An 18845-nucleotide genomic window follows, 5' to 3' on the forward strand; every position below is an offset into this window, starting at 1 on the left:
ACATTCCCACATTCCCAAATCACCCACTATCCCGGCATCCGGGAGATGTATTTTTCGATTTCCTTGATCTGGCTTACGATCTGCGGGGTGGTGGGCTTACAGGCTTTGGCCTTACGGAAAAAGTCTTTGGCCGCCCGGAATTCTCTTTTGTTCATCATAATACTGCACATCTGCAGGTAAGCGGCCGCTTCATTTTCCTTATCGGGCAGGCCTTTGCGAATGGCCTGGCGGATATAGCTCTCTCCCTGGCGGGTATTCCCCTTTTGCATAGCCAGCATTCCCATCTGCAATAGACTGGCGCCCTCTGCTTCCTTCATGGGCATACCCAGGTCCAGTCCTTTTTTCATCATGGTTTCGGCACCATCAAAATCCTGTTTGCTCATAGCGATATTACCCTTCAGTGTATAATATACAGAGCGGATGGGCTTATATAAGAGATTGGGGAATTTAACGGAGTTCAATACCTTTTCTGCACCATCCAGATCGCCGTTTTCCATATATTCCTGGATGAGCCGGAGGGGGCCAAAGAAAAAATGGCTGAACAAAAGAACCACTCCCACCAGGTACAGGGGAAAGGCGGGCCAAAAACTGCCGGAATAGTTCACGTATACACCGGCAATAATTAAAATAATGCTGATGGGTAACCGGTACTTTATTAAAAAATTATACGCTTTCATATTGATTCGATTTTCTGGGCTGCAAAGATAAGGGTTGCCACCCACCGCAAAAAAGCTACTTTTGCAATATGACAATGCGTGATGATTTGCAGGTGCGCTGGTGGAACCTGGAAGCAAAACTGGTGGAGCGGTTTGGAAAAAAACCGGATATGGAAACCCTTTTGTTCCTGGTGGGCATCCAGGAATTTGGACAGATAAAGCCAAAATTTTCGAAGGAACAAAAGCAGGAGCTAATGCACGTGGCCGTTTGCAGCCTGTTGACTCCCAGCGGCTATTACGCTTATGAGGGCCGGGATAATGAGGGTTGGCCACATTTTAAACAATTAAAACAAATGCCCGTTATGAACCCCATAGAGCAGGAAAACTTCCTGAAGGACCATGTACTGCTCTATTTTGAAGAGCACGGGTTCTGATCCGGAGCGATGTTTAGATTTGATTCCAAATAAAAAGTGCGTCAAGTTAAGAAAGATGTTCCATGCACTGCAGGCGTATCGTGTTTATGTACCATGCGCGTTGAAATATCGGCTCCCTGCCGCGTAAACACAGGGCATCCCGTAGCCGCAGCGCGGCGGTAATTTCGTACACCGGGCTTGTACAACCCGCAATAATTACCGGTGCGCTGCACCTTTATTACCCGTATTATCGCTTACCTATAGGATCAGCGCTGCGCTGCAGTTTCCAGGGGCAAAAATCAATTTGAAGCGCTTGCGCAAGGCGGAACGGAGCCCAACCCGGGATATTTGATGAATTACGATAAACACAGCGGGGCTGTATCAAAAGTCTCTATTTTGTCATGCCGCCCGATGGCGATCGGGATTGTTTCGGCAGCTAAAGATGATTGTTAGTCAATAGATGCTGAAACAAGAATAGATCCCGGGTCAAGCCCGGGATGACATCTTCAAGACGGCATCATGCTGTAAAGCGACTTTTGAGACAGTCCCTTAAAGTTTTTTTAATGTATACCTATACTGCCCCGAGCTACTGGTTTTTTTTGCGATGAGTGTGATCCGGTAAATTTTATTTCCCCAAACGCCCGACAAACGCCGGTCATCCAGGTTAATAGTGTCCACCACCCGGTCAAAAAGCCGTTCTTCGTACTGCAATTCTGTACGGAGGCTTCCCTGGGTAATGATTATTTTTCCCGGCGCCGGTGTAGTTACCCCGCCCTGGCAAAGAAAATGGATGCGATTTTTTTCTTTGGCTTCCTTTATTGTAAACTGGTCCCGGATCTCCAGCCCGCCTGCTTTTAACCGGTATAGGCGTTTCCATGTTTTTACTCCTGCCGCCGCGGGATAGGCCCCCGCCAGATCGAGCGAAAAGGTCTTTGTTTCCTCATCAAAATGAGCCTGCCGGGCTTTATAAGCGGCCCCGTTCTTTTGATTGTACCCATTAATGCCCGGCACATTATGATAGGCGCTCTGCATCGTCCAGATGGAGTAGCGTTCGGGGCCAAATGTTTGCCGCGTATACGTGCCCACCCCGGCATCAATCATTATGGGCGTATTATCAATATACAGATTAAAGGACCCCACATCGTTATGGTTATGGCTTTCGTTGTTATGGCCGCCCTTGGCCGCAAAAAACATCCCGTCCGCCTTCATAAAACAAACTTCGGTCTGCGGGTACCAGGTAAAGGCCGGCACCTTATGTACCGGTTCGTTTTGAGCGATGGCCTCATCAAAGCGGAGCGTTTGCAACAGCCGGTAGATATCCCTGCCTTCGGAAGGCGCCGGCCGTTCTTTACTTTCGCTTTGAAGCAATGCCGCCAGCTGCATCAGCTCCATACTGTTTACGGCTTTGCCATACCGGTAAATCAACGGGGCATCAGGGTGGAGTTTTGCGGAAGCATCTGCAAAATTTACCACCCAGCCATTGCCTACATAGGCACGGGAAATATAGGTCCCCATATTTTTAATGATGGGCTCATTAAACAGGGAGATCTTCCCCCCGGTCATATCATAGAGCAACTGAAGATAATCATACAGCTTTCCTGCGGCATGTCCCCAGTAGGAAGGCCCTTCCTCACAGGCGCCATCCTCGTTGGTATAGTTAATAAACTGGTCTACCGAGGTCATGGTGCGGTAAACGGCCCGGGCCAGCTTTTCCGGATCCTCTTCAATAAGCGCATAGGTTTGCAGCACGTTTGAGTTGCACCAGGGGTTCCAGTTATTGACCAGGTCGCCGGGTTTGTACCGCAACGCCATCCACCAAAAGTCGTCCCGCTGTATATACGGCGCTATGATGCGGTTTTCCAGTTCCTTTTTTAACCGCATTTCAAGCAAGGGGTTCATCTTTTTAAGTTCATGATGAAAATAGTAGTAAATCCAGGCAAACAGGGAGCCGGTATCGCCCGCCACCAGGTCAATGATCTGTTCGCGGTGATCGGGAAAAAATATTTTGCTGGATTGCAGGCTCAGGTGGGCCGAAAGCGACCAGGTGGTCATTTCACAGGCCGCAAAAACACCGTTGGCCAGCTGATCCATGTACCGCCCTTTTCCTTCCGCCAATTCCGCTATAAATAGATTAACAATCGCTGTAAGGTTTTCATTAAGGGGGTTTTCCATAATTACCCGGGAGCCCGTTCGCGTGTACTCCAGGTAGTCGGTTGCTTTAATCACCTTCCATTGATAGCCCAGGGCGGCATTCCCCCGTTCAATAAAAGTATTTTTATAGCGCCCCGTCAGCCGGTCCCAACCGGCGCGGTCGGTATACACCGGGTAGGGGATCCATTTTTGGGCCGGCAACAGCGCCGCCCGGATGGCTTGAACCGTTCCCTGCTTTTGCAGCAGATCTCTTTTTACATAAGCAAAAGACGCCGTTGGCAACAGCGCCATCAATAATATTGTTACCGCCAGCTTTTTTTGAAGCCGCTTTAATCCTTCTTTCATTTGTAAATTTTTGACAAACGCAATTGCTTTGCGAAAGATAACAAAAAAGCGGACCCATCCGGATCCGCCTGTTAAAAAAGTTTTGAAGCGTTATAGACCGCCAAAGCTAAGACCGATCGTATACGGTTTGATCTCGGGTCCCACACCATCTTTCAGCAACTTGGTAAACTGGTAGGTGCCAAACAAGGTAAAATGCCCTACCCCCACGCGGGCGGTACCAACAATCCGGGTTGTATTAAAATATCTTTTGGTAGATTCTTTCAGCAGGTAATCGCCGCCGGACTGGATTACTTTGGTTCTGGTAGATGCTTTGATCATGGTGCCCGCTTTGAAACCGATAGCTACTTTAAAACTCTTATCGCTATGCTCGGGATCGGAAACAAAACGCAGTTCCACGGGAACTTCCAGGTAAGCGGTTGACAATTTGGTTTTTTTGACATCAAAACGGGAGGTATCATTAAACGGCAGTTTTGCGCCGGTTGCCCTCACGTTTACAAAGTTCAGATTTTTATCCAGCATCATGTGATCCGAGCCAATACCCAATCCCAGGGCTGCACTTAATTTCTGGTTACTTTTAAAAGGGAAGTCCAGCATAAAATAGGCGTTGATACTCCGGGGCAGGTTGCCTGTTTTAACGCTGTCGGGCAGGTTGGTCCAATTCGTATATCCCAACTGCAATAAAAAATGATCATTTGCCCGTTTTGAAAGATCATATTTTTTCTTTTTGGGTTTAGGAGGATTTACCGCCATTGCAGCCGCTGCAGCGGCGGTTGTATCAACCTGAGCGTATAGCGCCCCACCCAACAAAAAGCAGGCAACCAGGGATAGAACTATTTTCTTCATAAATATTTTAAGTTGGCGCAAATATATTTGTCTTTGGGTTAAAATTAGGTTAATAACCGGGGCTTATTTGAAAAACGATAAATTTTTCCGTAGGAAATCGGGCATTTCTGTTGGTGGAATAACTATTTTCTTTAATTTCGCCCTCCCCCGGGGCGCCCCTATGGTTCCCGGCTGCTCTTAAAATAGTTGCTGTTAACAGCATTGGTCCTATAGCTCAGTTGGTTAGAGCACCTGACTCATAATCAGGTGGTCCCTGGTTCGAGCCCAGGTGGGACCACTAGCCAAAGGCTCATATAATTGAACATTAATCAGTTGTGTGAGCCTTTTTTATTGGGGTAAACAGGGGACAACAGTTGGTAGCTTCCCTGTTTATTATGGACCAAGTGAAAAACTATTCGTTTTAGAGATTATAGGGTGTGCGTTGTTGTTTGACATTGCCATTGCATACCATCAGGATTTACTCCCACAGAATGTTATTCGTTTTGAGCTGACAATACCTATCCCCAATCCATATAACATTGCTATTTCTTATCCTACTCAATCCACAATTAATTTATATTGCATATATAAAAAAACAACTGCGTATGATGGAAAAAATCATTCTTATCCTGCTTGTGTCGGGTTTGTTTTATGCCAATACCCATGCCCAAACCAAAAGCGGGGGTTATGACGAAAATATAAAAGGAAAAGAGGCCTTCGCCAAAAAGGATTATACAGCGGCCAAAAACCTGTTTGAACAGGGTGCTGCTAAGGGCGACAGCAGTGCGCTGGTGAACATTGGGTATTTATATCAAAATGGATTGGGTGTTGCTAAAAATGCTACGATGGCTTTAAGCTGGTATAAAAAAGCAGCGGCCAAGGGTCATCCGGTTGCATATCATAATATGGCATCGCTTTATTTGAATAGCACCGAAGTGAAACCGGATACAGCCATCGCCGTTGATTTTTTTAAAACAGCCGCCGAAAAAGGATATGTACCAGCGGCAACTGTATTAGCAAGGTTATATGAATCTGGCCGGGGTGTTAAGCAGGATTATACCGAAGCCCTCCGGTGGTATAAAATGACCGGAAGCGATTATGAAACACGGGCAAAAAAACGCATAACACTTGCGCTGGCAGCCAAAGCCTCGGGCAAGCAACTGGTATTTTCATCTGTACACAATTTTAAAGGAGCGTTTTTGCCAGGGTATGATAAAATCGTATTAAACGCCGCGTATGATTTTGATAATATTTATGATAAGCTGCAATACACCTCGGTTGATTACCGGATCATTGACCTGAAAACCATGCGGTTTGATCCCATAAGCCCCACTTATTCATGGAATGATGATGCGATACTTAACACCAAAAGCAATGGCTCTTATGAGGATATGGTGCACATGGCCGCCTATGAACCGGGTACGGCGCCTGCCCCTGACTCGATGCGTGCTACAAGCCTCGACATACTTAAAAGCGTGATGACGAAGATGGGCAATCAGGATTATATCACCGATGGCCGGTTTGTTTCAAGGCTTAAAGATGGCAGCCTGATATATGCAGTGGTAGCCAATAAAATCGGTAAAATGAATTCTGATATAGAGTTATACAGACAGCCCGATGCTACAAGCCCGGTTTTAGAGAAATATTTTGTGATGAAGGGGGATTTCGGAGCCCATGTAGAATATGGCCAAGGCGACAAAAATGGAACGTTTAGGCCGCCCTGGTTTAGTATAGCAATAAGCGAAGATGGTAAAAGAGCCATGTGCAGGCATTGGGGCATTGGTGAAAAATTTCCGGTATATGATATACCGTCAAAGAAAAAAATAGGTGTCGTAGATTTTCGTACCCTTTCCGGGGGAGATGAGTTGCTTAAATTTACTCCGGACGGTGATACGCTTATTGTCTGCCGGCCTGATCTCATGCTGTGTACAAAAGTAGCTATTCGTACCGGAATGAGATCAGATATACATATACCTATTAAAGACCTGGATGAGAACAGCGAAGAATACGGGTTCAATGACTATGAACAATTTGCCAACGTAAAACGCACCCGATACCCTTTTGTAATGGACTTTACGCCGGATTGCAAGCAATTTCTGGTAGCTACCACCAACAAAGTGGCCATCATATCAATGGATGGCAGTCCGGCGAAATTTATATCCACACCTGGTATTAATTTACAGTATGTGGTTGCGCAAAGAGTATATACCGAAGAAGTCTATAGAAAGTTTTCGGCCACCCGAACAGCACTATTTAATAAAGTAGAAGAAGCCTCTTACCGCAGACAACAGGCAGAACGCACGGAACGTGAACAACAGTATGCACAGGTTAAAGAAGCCAGTTTTTTAGCAGAACAAGAGCGAATGGCCGATTATCGCAAAACGCATCCGAATAGCCGGCCCGGTTTGACCCGGCAAGATATGGATAACATCATAAAAACGAATTCACCGTCTAAAGCCGAACAACAAGAAGCAGAACGCCACAGCAAAGCAATGGACGATATTTACCGCAGCATAGAACGCGAACAGAAAAAGTTTGCTGAAAAATGGAAAGAATAGGTATTGGTCGTCTGTTTAATAATAATTGAAAATCTTATTCACCGGTTTCACGATCCACCAGTACCACCTTACTATACTCTTTGGTGCCATCTTTATTGACCGCTGCAATACGCAGGTACAGTTTTTCCAAAGAAAGGTTTATAGCATCGGGCGTAGCTTTGGTACATCCGTATATCATGAATCCCAGCAAGAGAGCCGCTACTATAGCTCCGCCTCTTCTTCTTTTAAACGACATTCCAAAAAGCAACAGCGAAGCGCAGCCCATACCCAGCAAGGCCGCTGCATCATTGAGGCTAATGGAATGATGATAGTTTAATGAGCCCGCAGCGGCGCCATCTCTTGCCTTCGATTGCATGGAAGACACCGTTACAAAATCCTTTCCATCCGCCGAAAGCTGCACCTCAAAATGATCACTGTTAGTTTCCGAAACGGTCCCCCAGTCAATATTCAGCCGGTCGGTGGCGGCCGTGGCTTTTATGGCGCCAAAAACAACGGGCAAACTTAAATCACCATACGATATCCGGAAATTATCGATCGCAAATTCTTCCGTGGTGGCACCGTTGGAAGAACCTTTAAACATGAGGTCCAGCTTGGTACCGGTGCCGGGGATGCCTTTTGCAAATTCCGTCATTACATAGTCGCTCAGCGGTGTACCATCGCCGATGGAATCTCCGGTGGTTTCGGGTGCCATTTTAAAGCCCGTGTTTCCCATCAGGCGCACGAGATCCTTCCAGGGTCCGCCATCGATCCGATAGGATACGACCATATAATCCGTAATAGCCAGATTGGTAGGTCCATCCCAAACCTGACCCACATTATTACATCCAAAAAGCCCCCTGAAGCTCAGGGCCGTTTTGCCCGCAATATCAATATTGCTCCAGGTAATGGTTTGGGCGGGGCTTTGCCCGAAATTGGTTCCTGTTGCGGCTGCGTCAATATCTTCGCCCGCCCAAATCTTTGCTCCCTCCATATTGGAATAAGTAGCGGCGTTTTGGAGGCTTAAAACAGAAGGCGCCGCCCTGCAAAAGTACCGGGTGTATGGAGCCGATGCAGGAAAATAATTTTCGACAGAAGGTGTACGCGCTCCGGAACTGGGGGCCCCGGCATCTTCAAATGTATCGCTCCATAAAACTGTTTGTGAAAAAGCGGTAGTGGCAAAAAATAACAAAACAAGGGCAAGGCAAGACTTACAAAACGTCATAGCTTTGGTTTAGAGGGGGTGAATAATGGGTCGAAGTTACGGAATGATTGAATAGGCGGTCAAAAATGTTTTCCATTAAATGATCTTTAATGAAAGGAGGTTCCGGCAACAGCTTATTAGCGGAGAACGAATCGCTCCCCCGGAAGCGTACCTTATAAGTAACATCCTCACCAGATAGGAGACCTGGGCGAGAGGATGCCCCGGATACACTGATTGTGCCTGCGGCACTGTCTCTGAGATATTTTTGGTCACTAATAAATACCCCAAAAAAAAATCTGCACATCTGCGGCTTTAAGGAAACCGTGTTGATTCCCTATTCGCCATTCCCTATTGACCTATTCACTCCACCCTCACTTCTGATTCACCACCGTTTCAATCACCAGGTATTCACTTTCGTCATTGCATACGATCGCTGCGGTATCTGTATCCCAGATCCCCAGGGCATCCCGCTGTGGAACATCTACACCGTTTATGGTAACAGATCCTGAGATCACGAATACAAAAAGACATTTATTCTCCGGATTAAAAGAATATGTAGTCGTATTCCCCTTTTCAAAATAACCCAGGCTCAGTTTCGCATTCTGGTTGATCCAGCAATGCCCCTGGCCTTCTTCATACGATACAATAGTTACCAATTGATTCTTCCTTGCTGCTTTTGGAAAACTGCGGTACTGATAACGGGGCGTAATGTTCTGTTGTTTAGGGTAGATCCAGATCTGCAAAAAATTCACTTCCCCTTCCCCGATATTGTACTCCTCATGACGTAAACCACTGCCGGCGCTCATGATCTGCACGCCCCCCTCTTCAAATTCGGTATCATAACCCAGGGTATCTTTATGATTCATCTTTCCTTTGAGCAAGATGGAAACAATCTCCATATTTACATGGGGGTGAATGCCAAAACCCCTACCCGGCGCCAGGTAGTCATCATTAAACGTAAATAACGTTCCAAATGCACTTTTTACCGGGTTATAATAATTGCTGAAGCTGAAAACAAAATTGCTCTTCAGCCAGCCGGCGTCTTTGACGCCTCTTTCAGAAGCTTTAAAATGTTGTACCTGCATATTTTTTATTTTTAGATTTCCATTTAATGCAACAGAAATATTGATTCGATAGCAGAGCGAAAAAGAGCTGCAGATCTTTGCCACCTATGGTCCCCGTATTTAAACCGCCCCCTCTCTAATCATACAAAGTAACAAAAACAGCCTTTATTGCCACTTAATCTACTTCAAGCGATTCCCTGTTTATACGGGGTAATTTTGTGTTTCAATAAAAAAGATCATGGAAAATAAAGTTTTAGGATTGCATCACATTACCGCGATAGCAGACAATGCCAAACGGAATCACGCATTTTATACCAATACCCTGGGGTTGAGGCTCGTAAAGAAAACGGTAAACTTTGACGACCCCGGTACCTACCATTTTTATTACGGCAATGAAAGCGGTGCGCCCGGCACCATCCTCACCTTCTTTCCCTGGGAGGGCATTGGCAAAGGTTATGCCGGAGCAGGGATGGCCACCCATATCGGCTATTCTGTACCCGAAGGGAGCTTTGATTTTTGGAAAAAGCGTTTTGATGAAACTAATATCGCATATAAAGAGGCGGAAATATTCGGAGAACAACAGCTGGCCTTCACAGACCCGGACGGACTGCAGCTTTCACTAATCATTCCATCCGTTTCAGATAACCGTGTTTCCTGGGCCACCAGAGAGGTTTCCGCAGATGTGGCCACCAAAGGATTTCACAATGCAACCCTCACCCTGCAGCAGGCAGATCCTACGGCAAAAGTGCTGACCGACCTGCTGGGCTACCGGCAAACAGCTCAGGAAGGCAACCGTTACCGGTTTGTAAATGAGAATATTGATACCGCTAACTATATCGATATTATTGAAGATGCGGCAGCTGGCTATGGGCGCAACGCCGCCGGTACCAACCACCATATTGCCTTCAGAGTAAAGGATGATACCGTGCAAATGGAGTTAAGAGAAAAAATTGCAGCCGCCGGGTTGAATATCACCGCTAAAATAGACCGGGATTATTTCTATTCACTTTATTTCCGGGAACCCGGTGGTGTATTATTTGAGATCGCTACTGACAACCCCGGCTTTACAAGGGATGAATCGCTGGAGGAATTGGGTACTGCGTTAAAACTGCCCAAACAATATGAACCGGCCCGTACAAAAATTGAAGCGGTTCTTCCAAAATTATAAAACAATACAACAAATACATGCACACACTAAATATTGTAACCGACGGCATCGAACTGAGCAAAGCCTCCCGCGCACTAATCCTGTTGCACGGCAGGGGTAGCAATGCCCGGGATATAATGTCCCTTGCCGGTCATCTTAACATAGCCGATGCTGCCCTGCTGGCACCACAGGCCACCAATCATACATGGTACCCATATTCCTTTATGGCCCCGGTAAAAGACAATGAGCCCTGGCTCTCTTCGGCTATTGACATTGTTAAACAAACCGCAGATAAGGCACTAAAAGCAGGCATTGCAGAAGAGCATATTTACTTTCTTGGTTTTTCGCAAGGCGCTTGCCTCACCCTTGAGTACATAGCACGTCACGCACAGCGCTATGGCGGTGCGGTGGCTTTTACCGGCGGACTGATCGGCGATCAGCTTTATACTCAAAACTACAACGGCGATTTCCGGCAAACTCCGGTCTTCATTGGCAGCAGCGATCCGGATTTTCATGTGCCGGTAGAACGGGTGCATGCTACTACGCAGTTGTTAACGCAAATGAATGCGGATGTCACGGAAAAGATATATCCCGATATGGGTCATACCATCAGTGCAGATGAGATCACCCTGGCTAACCGGCTGGTTTTTGACCAGCAACAATAATGCCTCCCCGGGTTTCCCAAATGATTTGCGAGGACACAAACTATTTGGGAAACCCCGGCTCATTGTAACTCCCGCTGCTATGGTGCTGTAAAATGAAAATTAAACCGGCCCTGGGGCGCTGTATCCCCGTTAATGATAAAATCCGTTATCACTCCTTCCTGCTGCATATTGTCACTCCATTTAAAACCGAGATCTGTTTTTGCGGGTATGCCCAGCAATGATCTCGGTATTTTCAGTTCCATTTTACTACCGGCAACTGCATATTCCAGCTCGCCTGTTTTTTGCCAGTACCAGCCCCCGGCCGACTTTTCAAGGATCGCCTTCTGTTCCGGGTTCACCCGGTTTACAACAAAATCATAGCCCTCCCACCCGGTATTCTTATCATTATCACTATCAATAAAAAGACGCATCCACCCGGGGTCCGTTTGGGGTGTAAGGGCAGCTGCGGTTTCTACATAAAAATAAAAGTACTCGCTGTCTCTTGCAACCCTGGCCAGAACAATATCATTACGCCCGGTATTGTTCCGGTAATACAGGCTGCCCCAGCCCGGGCTGTTCCTATGTCCTGTATTGCCTTTATAACTGTGGAATGCCGGGGTTACATTCCTCCACTCCTCAAAATTCCCGTCAATCCGGATGGAACGGGGTGCCGAGGCGGGTTCTGGTGCTGGCAGCCCTTTAAACCGGCGGATGTTGGTCACCATCTGGTAATAGTAGTTATCGCCATGTCCGCCCTTCATGGGCTCTATATCGCGGCTTCCCTCCTGGTTGCATTCATCCGGAAAAGCGTTGGTTTGCTGCTGCCATACTTTATAACGGCCGGCAATCCATTCGTTCCAGCCGGTGATAAAAATAAATTCCGGATCCAACTCCAGTGCCCGTTCCCATTGCTCCTGGAAATTGTACCCATAATTCACCGCACCCGGTGTTGTTATCTGCCCCTTTGCATTTGTATAACTCCGGCCAAAAGCGCCGGGAGCATTCATAGCCGTCAATCCTCTTTCCTGGCTCCAGTTTTGTGCCACACCTACCGTTACCTGTTCAAACCCGCCCTTTTTGTTCTTTACAAACCCGTGCTGGGGATATATTTCCAGCCAGCCCCAGTGATCCGGCCGCTCGGGCCCCTTATTATACACCGGCTGCCCGGGGCGGAAGGTGAAAAAACGTTTCATAGCTTCACGCTGTGCGGGATCATTTTGCCGGCCGGCGATATCATCCGCAAACTCCGGCAATCCCATGATCAGCGGCTTTCCTTTCCAGGTAAACCAAAGGTCCTTATAAAGCCCGGGCTGGTACAGGTCGTGGTAGAGCTCCCGCAGGATCTCCTTACCTCCATCGCTGACCCAGAACGGGAGCATAAAGGCGATGCGGGGCGTTGGAACCCCGTCTTTCCTGGCTTTGGTAAATACCTCGCAGAGTTTCATATAAGACTCTTTCCAGGTTATGTTTCCATTGGTACAGTCAAAAATAATCACATCCACACCCGCGTCTGCCAGCATCTCTGCATGTTTACGCAATACCCATGCATCGGTATCCAGGTAATAGCCCAGCAAAGGCTCGCCCCAGAACCAGGGGCTGTTGCGTTTGGGCCAGATGGGGTGGTCATAATCATCGATAGCCTTTGGATCCCGGGCCAGGTATTCCGTTACATTAAATGGAGGATTATCCGCTCCCTGCCGGGTATGCCAGGTCCAGTAAAACAATCCCACAAATTTATCCTTTCGGGAAGCACCCGTGGCCTCATAGCCCGGAACCCGCCGCCCCAGCGCATCGGTAGCCGTCAGCAGGGAATGGTAAGCCGTAAATTTTTGAGCAGGAGTCAAAAGCGGCAGCAGCAAAAGGCAACCTGCCAGACGAAGAAAACGATGTATTACCAAAAAGAATTTCACCGATAAAAGTTATTATTAAATATATCGCATCGATTATTTTGCGGCATTTGCCGGCGGCGGGGGAAAAATGCGCTTCAACACATCAAGGTATCCCAGCTTATGTAAGGTATCGGGCTCGAGGTAGCTGCCCTCCGACCATTCATTCCAGGCATTGATAGTCACTATTTTCGGCTGTCCGGGATGCGCATCCAGGTAGGCCTTCGCTTTTTCGAGGTATTTTGCAAATTTTTCGGGAGCCGGGTTGGTAATATAGCCTGCCTTGAAGGGATACCGGGGATTGGGATCCCAACCGATGGTTACGTTGGGAAGATAAGGGATCGAAAAATCGCGATCAAAGCCGCTCCACATCGCTGAAGACGCATCGGCCCATTTTTCATAGTCGCCCGAAGGCTGCTGCAGATGCGCCCAGCAATAATTAGTAATACTTTTGAAACCAAAATAGGCAAGCACTTTATCCTGCGTTTGTATCTTATCACCCGGCACACCGCTGATGGACGCCGGCAGGGCCGACCATAAAATGCCCTGAAGATGCAGCCCCGGGAATCCTGCCGCCTTTGTTTTTCGCCTGAAATCATCAAGGGCTGCCTTCGTTGCTACCGGTCCGCCCAGTCCGTTGATAAGGGTCTGTAATTCATAAATACAAAATACCGGTTCTCCATTGATCTTGTAATAAGACGGGTTTTTAAAATAAAGGCTGATCAACCGGCCGGTGATCTTATCAAACTCCGCCCGGTTAACCCCACCTTTCCAGATCACCGAGTCTTTGCGCGGATTGCGGGCGTCCCAATAGCTGGTGGCATCATGGTTAGCCCACATCAGGTAAAACTTCATCCTTCCCTTATTGGTCTTCAAAAACCCGTTGTTAATACAGCTTTCAAGGAATGGCTGCCCTTCATACCAGTACCAATCGAATATGAACGTATTTACGCCATGGGCCACTGCCGTTTTTATTTTCCGGTCCATTACCCGCGGATCGGCTTCGTTTTCATACCCCCACAACGGCACTTTGGGCTGCATATGTCCCTCCTCTTTGGGCTTAGCCCTATAGATAATTTCCCATTCCCCTTTTTTATCCGGAAAAAGAAAGCCGCTCCTGGGCTCATAATGATAGGCCGGCCAGTAAAAAGCCGCCACATCATAGTGCTGCGCTGCCGTGCCGCCCGGGGCCACTATCCAGGCGAGGCTGCACAGTATTAAACAACGGATGCCCTTTTTTACCTTCATTTGCGTGGCTATTTTATGCAATCGTTTACGTAAACGAAAATCAGAAAAGTTTTTTAAACAACCGTCCTGCACCTTCCTGATACGTGGAAAATTCAGTATCCCTTCATTTTAAAAAGCCACCCGCATCATTTTTCCGTACCGCCTGCGGTAAAACACAGAATTAATATTATATTTAAGGTAAAGAACGTGTTTAAACTTATGTTACGATATGTATTTCCCGCAGATAAGCACTGGTTTTTTCTTTGATTTTCTGCAGAAAAAAATCTGCAAGGATCAGCGATGAACATGAATCCGTGAAAATTACCGGGAACATTACATTTATCATCAACCATTTTTTGGCAATGAAAAATATGCTGCACCTTTCCCTGCTTTTGCTGCTATTCCATGGCAATAGCCAGGCACAATCAGCACCGGACTTCAAAGAGCTTTTGGACAGTGCGCTGTTGCGGGACGCTGACCTGAGCATGCAGTTAACCAAAAACAAGATCACGGAGCTTGAACAGCAGAAACTTAAAGATGTTTTTCTACCCACTTTAGAAGCCAGCGGTATGGCCGGCTATATGAATGCCACGGCGCACTTAATTTCCCCGGAAATCAATCTGCAGCCCTTCCTGAATATTCCTGAAGGCCAATACAATAACAACCTGAATGTTTCCGGCTTTTCGGGCCTTGCAAAAGCCGATGCAAAAATGCTTCTATACTCCGGAGGCAAGGTAAAATACCTGGGTAAGGCACTGGCGGAAAAACAGCTTTCTGAAAAAGCACTGCTCGAAAAATCGCAGGACGAAGTCGTTGCTATTATATCCAGGGCCTACGATCAGCTGGCATTGGTACACCAGTCAAAAAAAGTGTTGGACGAAAGTAAAAGAAGACTGGACGCTAATAAGAAAACGGCGGATAAGGCGCTGGGCTATGGCCTGATCACCCCCTATGATCATAAAAAGATTGAACTGGCCCAGGCCACACTGGATACAAAATTAGCCGGGTACGAAGGCAAAAAAGAGCTGCTGCTTACACAACTTGAAGTATTGACCGGCATTGCCAAAGAACGGCTGCGGCAAATTGAACCGGTTCTGGCGCCCATTACAACCGCAGCGCCGCAAAAAACCATTGAGGAGCGCGCCGAGATCCGGGCACTGGAGCATGGCATCAAAGCCAGCGATTTTAAAGTAAAAGCAGCAACAACCTGGTGGATCCCCAAGGTGCAGCTAATGGCCTCAGCCTATTACCTGGGGCTTTATGGCAGCCGATGGAAAACCTCCGAAAATATCATTCCGCCCATCCCCGCCATTGGCTACCCGGGTCGCAAACTAGATTGGCATCCAGCCAGCCTGAATGTATTTCCCATACTGAGGGCCGGGCTGGGATTTCAATGGTCGATCTTTGATGGCAGGGAGGGCAAACACGCTACCGAACTGGAGCTTATAAACCGGGAGTTGTTGCAGCGCCAGAAATACGATGCGCTGCGGAAGCTTACGTTGAACAAGGCCAACAACCAGTCGGGCTACAACATCGCCAATGCACAAATCGGTTTGAAGAAAAAACAAAAGGAGCTGGCCCAAAATGCATTGGTACAGGCGGAAAAAGAGTTCCGGTATGGGATGAGCAAATCCACCCAATTGATTGAAGCCGAAAATGACCTGGAAGCAGCCGAGCTGGAATATCAAAACGCCTTGTTTAACCAGCGCAGGGCAGCGATAGAGCTGATGCGGTCGACCCAGGAACTGGATATAAAAAAACTATATTAAATGAACATTAAGCACTACCTGGTATGGGTCGGTCTGTTGATACTGACCAGCTGCGGCCATAAAAAAGACAAACCCGCGGCCGTTGAAGGGAAGGTCAAAAAGGACGTTATTTCCTTTGCGCCGAAGGTTACCGGGCGGATCCTCAAGATCTATGTGGCCGAGGGACAAACCGTAAAAAAAGGCGATACACTGGCACTGCTGGATGTTCCGGAAGTGTCTGCAAAAATCGCTCAGGCACAGGGAGCGGTCAATGCTGCCACGGCCCAGGAGCAAATGGCGCGAAAAGGAGCCACCGCCGATCAGATAAAACAGTTACAGGCTAAATACAGGGGGTTGCAGGAGCAGTACGCTTTTGCCCGGAAATCCTTCGACAGGGCCACCCTTATGTACAACGATAGCCTGATGGCGCCCCAGGCCTATGACGAGGTATACGCCAAACTACAAGGTGCCAAAGCGCAGTACGATGCCGTTGTTGCCGAAATGGACGATGTAAAAAAAGGCACACGTATGGAGAAGGTAGCAATGACCGCCGGGCAGGCATCACAGGCCAAAGGCGTCCTGCAGGAAGCAAACGTGGCCTATTCAGAACGCTATGTGATTGCCACCAACGATATGGAAATAGAAACCATCAGCCTCAACACCGGGGAACTGGCCACGGCTGGCTATGCGCTGTTTAACGGGTATATACCAGGCACTACCTGGTTCCGGTTCACCATTCCGGAAAGCCGCATCAATGCATATAAAAAGGAACAACCGGTAAATGTAGAAGTGATCTATAACAAGGAAGTGCTTGGAGGGTCCATCGTTTACATTAAACAGCTTACACGATATGCCGATATTACAACGGCCTACCCCGACTACCAACTGCAGGATGCCGTTTACGAAATAAAGGTAAGGCCTGCAGAAACTGCAAAGGCCGGGCAGATATTGGTAAATGCAAATGTGCTTTTGAAATAATTTTTATGAAAGAATTTCTGCGCCTGCTGAAACGAGAGTTCAAACTGTTTGTCAGCAATGCTACCCTGCGGAGCGTATTTTTCCTGGCCCCTGTTTTTTATGCTGCCTTACTGGGGTTTGTTTATAAAAGCGGGAAAGTGGAAAACACGCCGGTTATTGTTATTGACAGAGACAATACCCCCCTTTCGGGCCAGCTGGTGGAAATGCTGGCTGATAACAAAAGCATCAAAGTGCTTCGCTTTGTTCAGGAGTCCGGAAATATAAAAGACGAGGTAATCAAACACGATGCTGCAGCCGTGGTAATGATCCCCGCAAAATTTGAAGCCGCCATGCTTCAGAAAAAATACCCCGAGATCAATGTATATGTGAATACGGGGAATATGATGACCGCCAATTTTGCTACCAAGGCGCTGCAGCTGACCATTGGTACATTTTCTGCCGGTGCAGCCATTAAAGGGCTTCAGAAAATGGGGATGAACCCCGGCCGCGCCGCCACACAATATGAGCCTTTTAAAACCAACTACATCACCCTCTTTAATACCACCAGCAACTATCTTATTTTTATGTGGCCGGCTATGTTGGCCGTAGTACTGCAGCAGGTGATTTTGCTGGCTATGGCCGTAAGCTTTGCTGCAGAATTTCAGCGGGGCTCTTTTAAGAAGGAATATACAGCCATGCGGCGCTGGGCTTTCCCTACAATGCTGATCAAGGTTATTCCCATCTGGAGCTTCTCCATTCTTATCGTATGCATCTATTATATCATGCACATGATCTTCCGGGTACCGCTTCCGGAGCGTATTTTCAACTTTATACTACTCTCCGCTGTTTTTGTGAGCTCGGCCTCGTTTCTGGGTGTTTTCATCAGTATCCTGATCCCCGATGCATTAAAAGCAACACAGATATTGATGGTGCTGGCATCGCCGGCATTCATCATCAGCGGATTTACCTGGCCCATGAGCGCCATGCCCGGCTTTGTACAGTTCATTGCCAACATCATTCCGCTTACCCCGTTTTTACAGGCCTTCAAAATCCTGCTGATCCAAAAAGGCTCCGCAGCGCTTATTACACCCTACATGAATCACCTCGTCTTGCTGATGGTGGTGTACGCCCTATTGGGATGGATAGCGTTGAAGATAAAGCTCTGGTTGCTATTTAAACCCTCAAAACCCGTTGCAGCAACAGCCGGCGCCTAACGGCGCCCACACGTAAAAATATTCTTCAATAACAGTAGCCGGCTGCGGTTAATTTACTCTTATAGATTCCAGGATATTCTGCGACATAGAAAGCCCCATTAAAGGCATGATCAGTGCGGTCATAATCGTTGCTATAATAAAATAAACAGCAATGGTTACCAGCAGGGAAACAATAAAATAAGTCATCTGCTTATCCTCCGGTGTCTTCTTCATTTTGGGCAACCCGATGTATAAAAGATACAAACCATACAACCCAAAAAGTCCTCCAATAGCAGCAATAGCAGGCAATATAGCCAGGAGCCCACCTACCCATGCAGGCGTATAAGCATAGGCAACCAATTGAACAGAACGGCCCAGATTTTTTTCGGAACCAAAACTGGGCGCCAATGCATCAATCACAAACGCGCTTATAAAAACGCCCAATATAGCTCCAGCCAGTGTGCTGATGGCCTGAAAAAGGCCCCAGTTAACGCCCTTCATCCGGAACAGGCCTGCATCAATACCAATAAAGGCATAGCCGATAAACGCTGCAGCAGCTGCAAGGCCAGCCAGCGGCAGTACATAGCCGGTGATCACTTTTGCATTATCGGGCTGTTCGCCGTCAATAACATCCCATTCTGTTTTGGGGGAAAGAATCATACTTTTTGCGCGGTTGATGACATTCATAATAGAAGTGTTTTAGTTCCTGAAGTTGAAAAATTAAAGTTATGGAGTCTTGATTACTTTATCATTAGCAAACCGGTCGCCAAATCAGGCGATACGCCACATCCCCGCCATCGCATTACAAATTTAATGAGCCCCCCGTTCTTTTGCAATTTGTTTTCCCGGAAGTG

At 47.4% G+C, this 18845-nt stretch carries 15 protein-coding genes and 1 tRNA gene; 8 read left to right on the forward strand and 8 right to left on the reverse strand.

Annotated elements, in window-relative coordinates; genetic code table 11:
- Positions 1-26: 26 nt before the first annotated feature.
- Entirely contained in the window at positions 27-677 is a 651-nt protein-coding gene (locus GGU45_RS05445; RefSeq protein ID WP_435222730.1) for a tetratricopeptide repeat protein, read from the reverse strand.
- A 68-nt stretch (positions 678-745) separates the two neighbouring features.
- Here GGU45_RS05445 and GGU45_RS05450 point away from each other — a divergent pair, with 68 nt between their 5' ends.
- Positions 746-1090, forward strand: coding sequence for a hypothetical protein (locus GGU45_RS05450; protein ID WP_435222732.1), 345 nt, complete (start codon positions 746-748; stop codon positions 1088-1090).
- A gap of 528 nt (positions 1091-1618) precedes the next feature.
- On the opposite strand, the gene GGU45_RS05455 is transcribed toward GGU45_RS05450, so the two are convergent.
- The gene (locus tag GGU45_RS05455; protein ID WP_435222733.1) at positions 1619-3565 is read right to left on the reverse strand and encodes a heparinase II/III domain-containing protein; all 1947 of its coding nucleotides are present in this window, start codon (positions 3563-3565) and stop codon (positions 1619-1621) included.
- Positions 3566-3655: 90 nt separating this feature from the next.
- Complete coding sequence (locus tag GGU45_RS05460; RefSeq protein WP_435222735.1) at positions 3656-4408, reverse strand: outer membrane beta-barrel protein; 753 nt, start codon at positions 4406-4408, stop codon at positions 3656-3658.
- A gap of 203 nt (positions 4409-4611) precedes the next feature.
- On the opposite strand from GGU45_RS05460, the gene GGU45_RS05465 reads away from it, so the two are divergent.
- Positions 4612-4685, forward strand: a tRNA-Ile gene (locus GGU45_RS05465).
- Between the two features lie 307 nt (positions 4686-4992).
- Positions 4993-6945 carry a tetratricopeptide repeat protein gene (locus GGU45_RS05470; protein WP_435222737.1) on the forward strand — a complete coding sequence of 651 codons (1953 nt, stop codon included), beginning with the start codon at positions 4993-4995 and terminating at the stop codon, positions 6943-6945.
- A gap of 34 nt (positions 6946-6979) precedes the next feature.
- On the opposite strand, the gene GGU45_RS05475 is transcribed toward GGU45_RS05470, so the two are convergent.
- Positions 6980-8146: a hypothetical protein gene (locus tag GGU45_RS05475; protein ID WP_435222739.1), complete on the reverse strand. Its 1167-nt coding sequence runs from the start codon at positions 8144-8146 to the stop codon at positions 6980-6982.
- Positions 8147-8496: 350 nt separating this feature from the next.
- Positions 8497-9210 carry a pirin family protein gene (locus GGU45_RS05480; protein ID WP_435222740.1) on the reverse strand — a complete coding sequence of 238 codons (714 nt, stop codon included), beginning with the start codon at positions 9208-9210 and terminating at the stop codon, positions 8497-8499.
- Positions 9211-9427: 217 nt separating this feature from the next.
- Between GGU45_RS05480 and GGU45_RS05485 the strand changes: the two genes are divergently transcribed.
- On the forward strand, positions 9428-10357 hold the full coding sequence (locus GGU45_RS05485; protein ID WP_435222742.1) for a ring-cleaving dioxygenase: 930 nt from the start codon (positions 9428-9430) through the stop codon (positions 10355-10357).
- A gap of 17 nt (positions 10358-10374) precedes the next feature.
- On the forward strand, positions 10375-11001 hold the full coding sequence (locus GGU45_RS05490; RefSeq protein ID WP_435222743.1) for an alpha/beta hydrolase: 627 nt from the start codon (positions 10375-10377) through the stop codon (positions 10999-11001).
- Positions 11002-11078: 77 nt separating this feature from the next.
- Here GGU45_RS05490 and GGU45_RS05495 read toward each other — a convergent pair whose 3' ends face one another.
- Together GGU45_RS05495 and GGU45_RS05500 are read right to left on the reverse strand one after the other, a co-directional pair.
- Positions 11079-12890, reverse strand: a complete 1812-nt coding sequence (locus GGU45_RS05495; RefSeq protein ID WP_435222745.1) for a glycoside hydrolase family 71/99 protein — start codon at positions 12888-12890, stop codon at positions 11079-11081.
- 33 nt (positions 12891-12923) lie between these two features.
- A complete protein-coding gene (locus GGU45_RS05500; RefSeq protein ID WP_435222747.1) occupies positions 12924-14114 on the reverse strand; it encodes a glycosyltransferase WbsX family protein in 1191 nt (396 codons plus the stop codon).
- A gap of 341 nt (positions 14115-14455) precedes the next feature.
- On the opposite strand from GGU45_RS05500, the gene GGU45_RS05505 reads away from it, so the two are divergent.
- Genes GGU45_RS05505 through GGU45_RS05515 form a run of 3 tightly spaced genes read left to right on the forward strand, consistent with a single transcriptional unit; the run spans position 14456 to position 18012 of the window.
- The gene (locus GGU45_RS05505) at positions 14456-15862 is read left to right on the forward strand and encodes a TolC family protein (RefSeq protein ID WP_435222748.1); all 1407 of its coding nucleotides are present in this window, start codon (positions 14456-14458) and stop codon (positions 15860-15862) included.
- Positions 15863-16819 (forward strand): HlyD family secretion protein, encoded by a 957-nt coding sequence (locus GGU45_RS05510; RefSeq protein WP_435222750.1) that lies wholly within the window; start codon positions 15863-15865, stop codon positions 16817-16819.
- Between the two features lie 5 nt (positions 16820-16824).
- Positions 16825-18012, forward strand: coding sequence for an ABC transporter permease (locus GGU45_RS05515; protein ID WP_435222752.1), 1188 nt, complete (start codon positions 16825-16827; stop codon positions 18010-18012).
- Between the two features lie 48 nt (positions 18013-18060).
- On the opposite strand, the gene GGU45_RS05520 is transcribed toward GGU45_RS05515, so the two are convergent.
- Positions 18061-18678, reverse strand: coding sequence for a Yip1 family protein (locus tag GGU45_RS05520; protein ID WP_435222754.1), 618 nt, complete (start codon positions 18676-18678; stop codon positions 18061-18063).
- Positions 18679-18845: the final 167 nt, after the last annotated feature.

This window comes from Niabella hirudinis (genome assembly GCF_051201075.1).
Classification (GTDB): domain Bacteria; phylum Bacteroidota; class Bacteroidia; order Chitinophagales; family Chitinophagaceae; genus Niabella; species Niabella hirudinis.

Coding starts and splice junctions, on each gene's coding strand:
- GGU45_RS05470 (WP_435222737.1), top strand. CDS start 4,993: ATGATGGAAAAAATCATTCTTATCCTGCTTGTGTCGGGTTTGTTTTAT.
- GGU45_RS05500 (WP_435222747.1), bottom strand. CDS start 14,114: ATGAAGGTAAAAAAGGGCATCCGTTGTTTAATACTGTGCAGCCTCGCC.
- GGU45_RS05490 (WP_435222743.1), top strand. CDS start 10,375: ATGCACACACTAAATATTGTAACCGACGGCATCGAACTGAGCAAAGCC.
- GGU45_RS05515 (WP_435222752.1), top strand. CDS start 16,825: ATGAAAGAATTTCTGCGCCTGCTGAAACGAGAGTTCAAACTGTTTGTC.
- GGU45_RS05505 (WP_435222748.1), top strand. CDS start 14,456: ATGAAAAATATGCTGCACCTTTCCCTGCTTTTGCTGCTATTCCATGGC.
- GGU45_RS05480 (WP_435222740.1), bottom strand. CDS start 9,210: ATGCAGGTACAACATTTTAAAGCTTCTGAAAGAGGCGTCAAAGACGCC.
- GGU45_RS05510 (WP_435222750.1), top strand. CDS start 15,863: ATGAACATTAAGCACTACCTGGTATGGGTCGGTCTGTTGATACTGACC.
- GGU45_RS05450 (WP_435222732.1), top strand. CDS start 746: ATGACAATGCGTGATGATTTGCAGGTGCGCTGGTGGAACCTGGAAGCA.
- GGU45_RS05520 (WP_435222754.1), bottom strand. CDS start 18,678: ATGAATGTCATCAACCGCGCAAAAAGTATGATTCTTTCCCCCAAAACA.
- GGU45_RS05475 (WP_435222739.1), bottom strand. CDS start 8,146: ATGACGTTTTGTAAGTCTTGCCTTGCCCTTGTTTTGTTATTTTTTGCC.
- GGU45_RS05445 (WP_435222730.1), bottom strand. CDS start 677: ATGAAAGCGTATAATTTTTTAATAAAGTACCGGTTACCCATCAGCATT.
- GGU45_RS05455 (WP_435222733.1), bottom strand. CDS start 3,565: ATGAAAGAAGGATTAAAGCGGCTTCAAAAAAAGCTGGCGGTAACAATA.
- GGU45_RS05460 (WP_435222735.1), bottom strand. CDS start 4,408: ATGAAGAAAATAGTTCTATCCCTGGTTGCCTGCTTTTTGTTGGGTGGG.
- GGU45_RS05485 (WP_435222742.1), top strand. CDS start 9,428: ATGGAAAATAAAGTTTTAGGATTGCATCACATTACCGCGATAGCAGAC.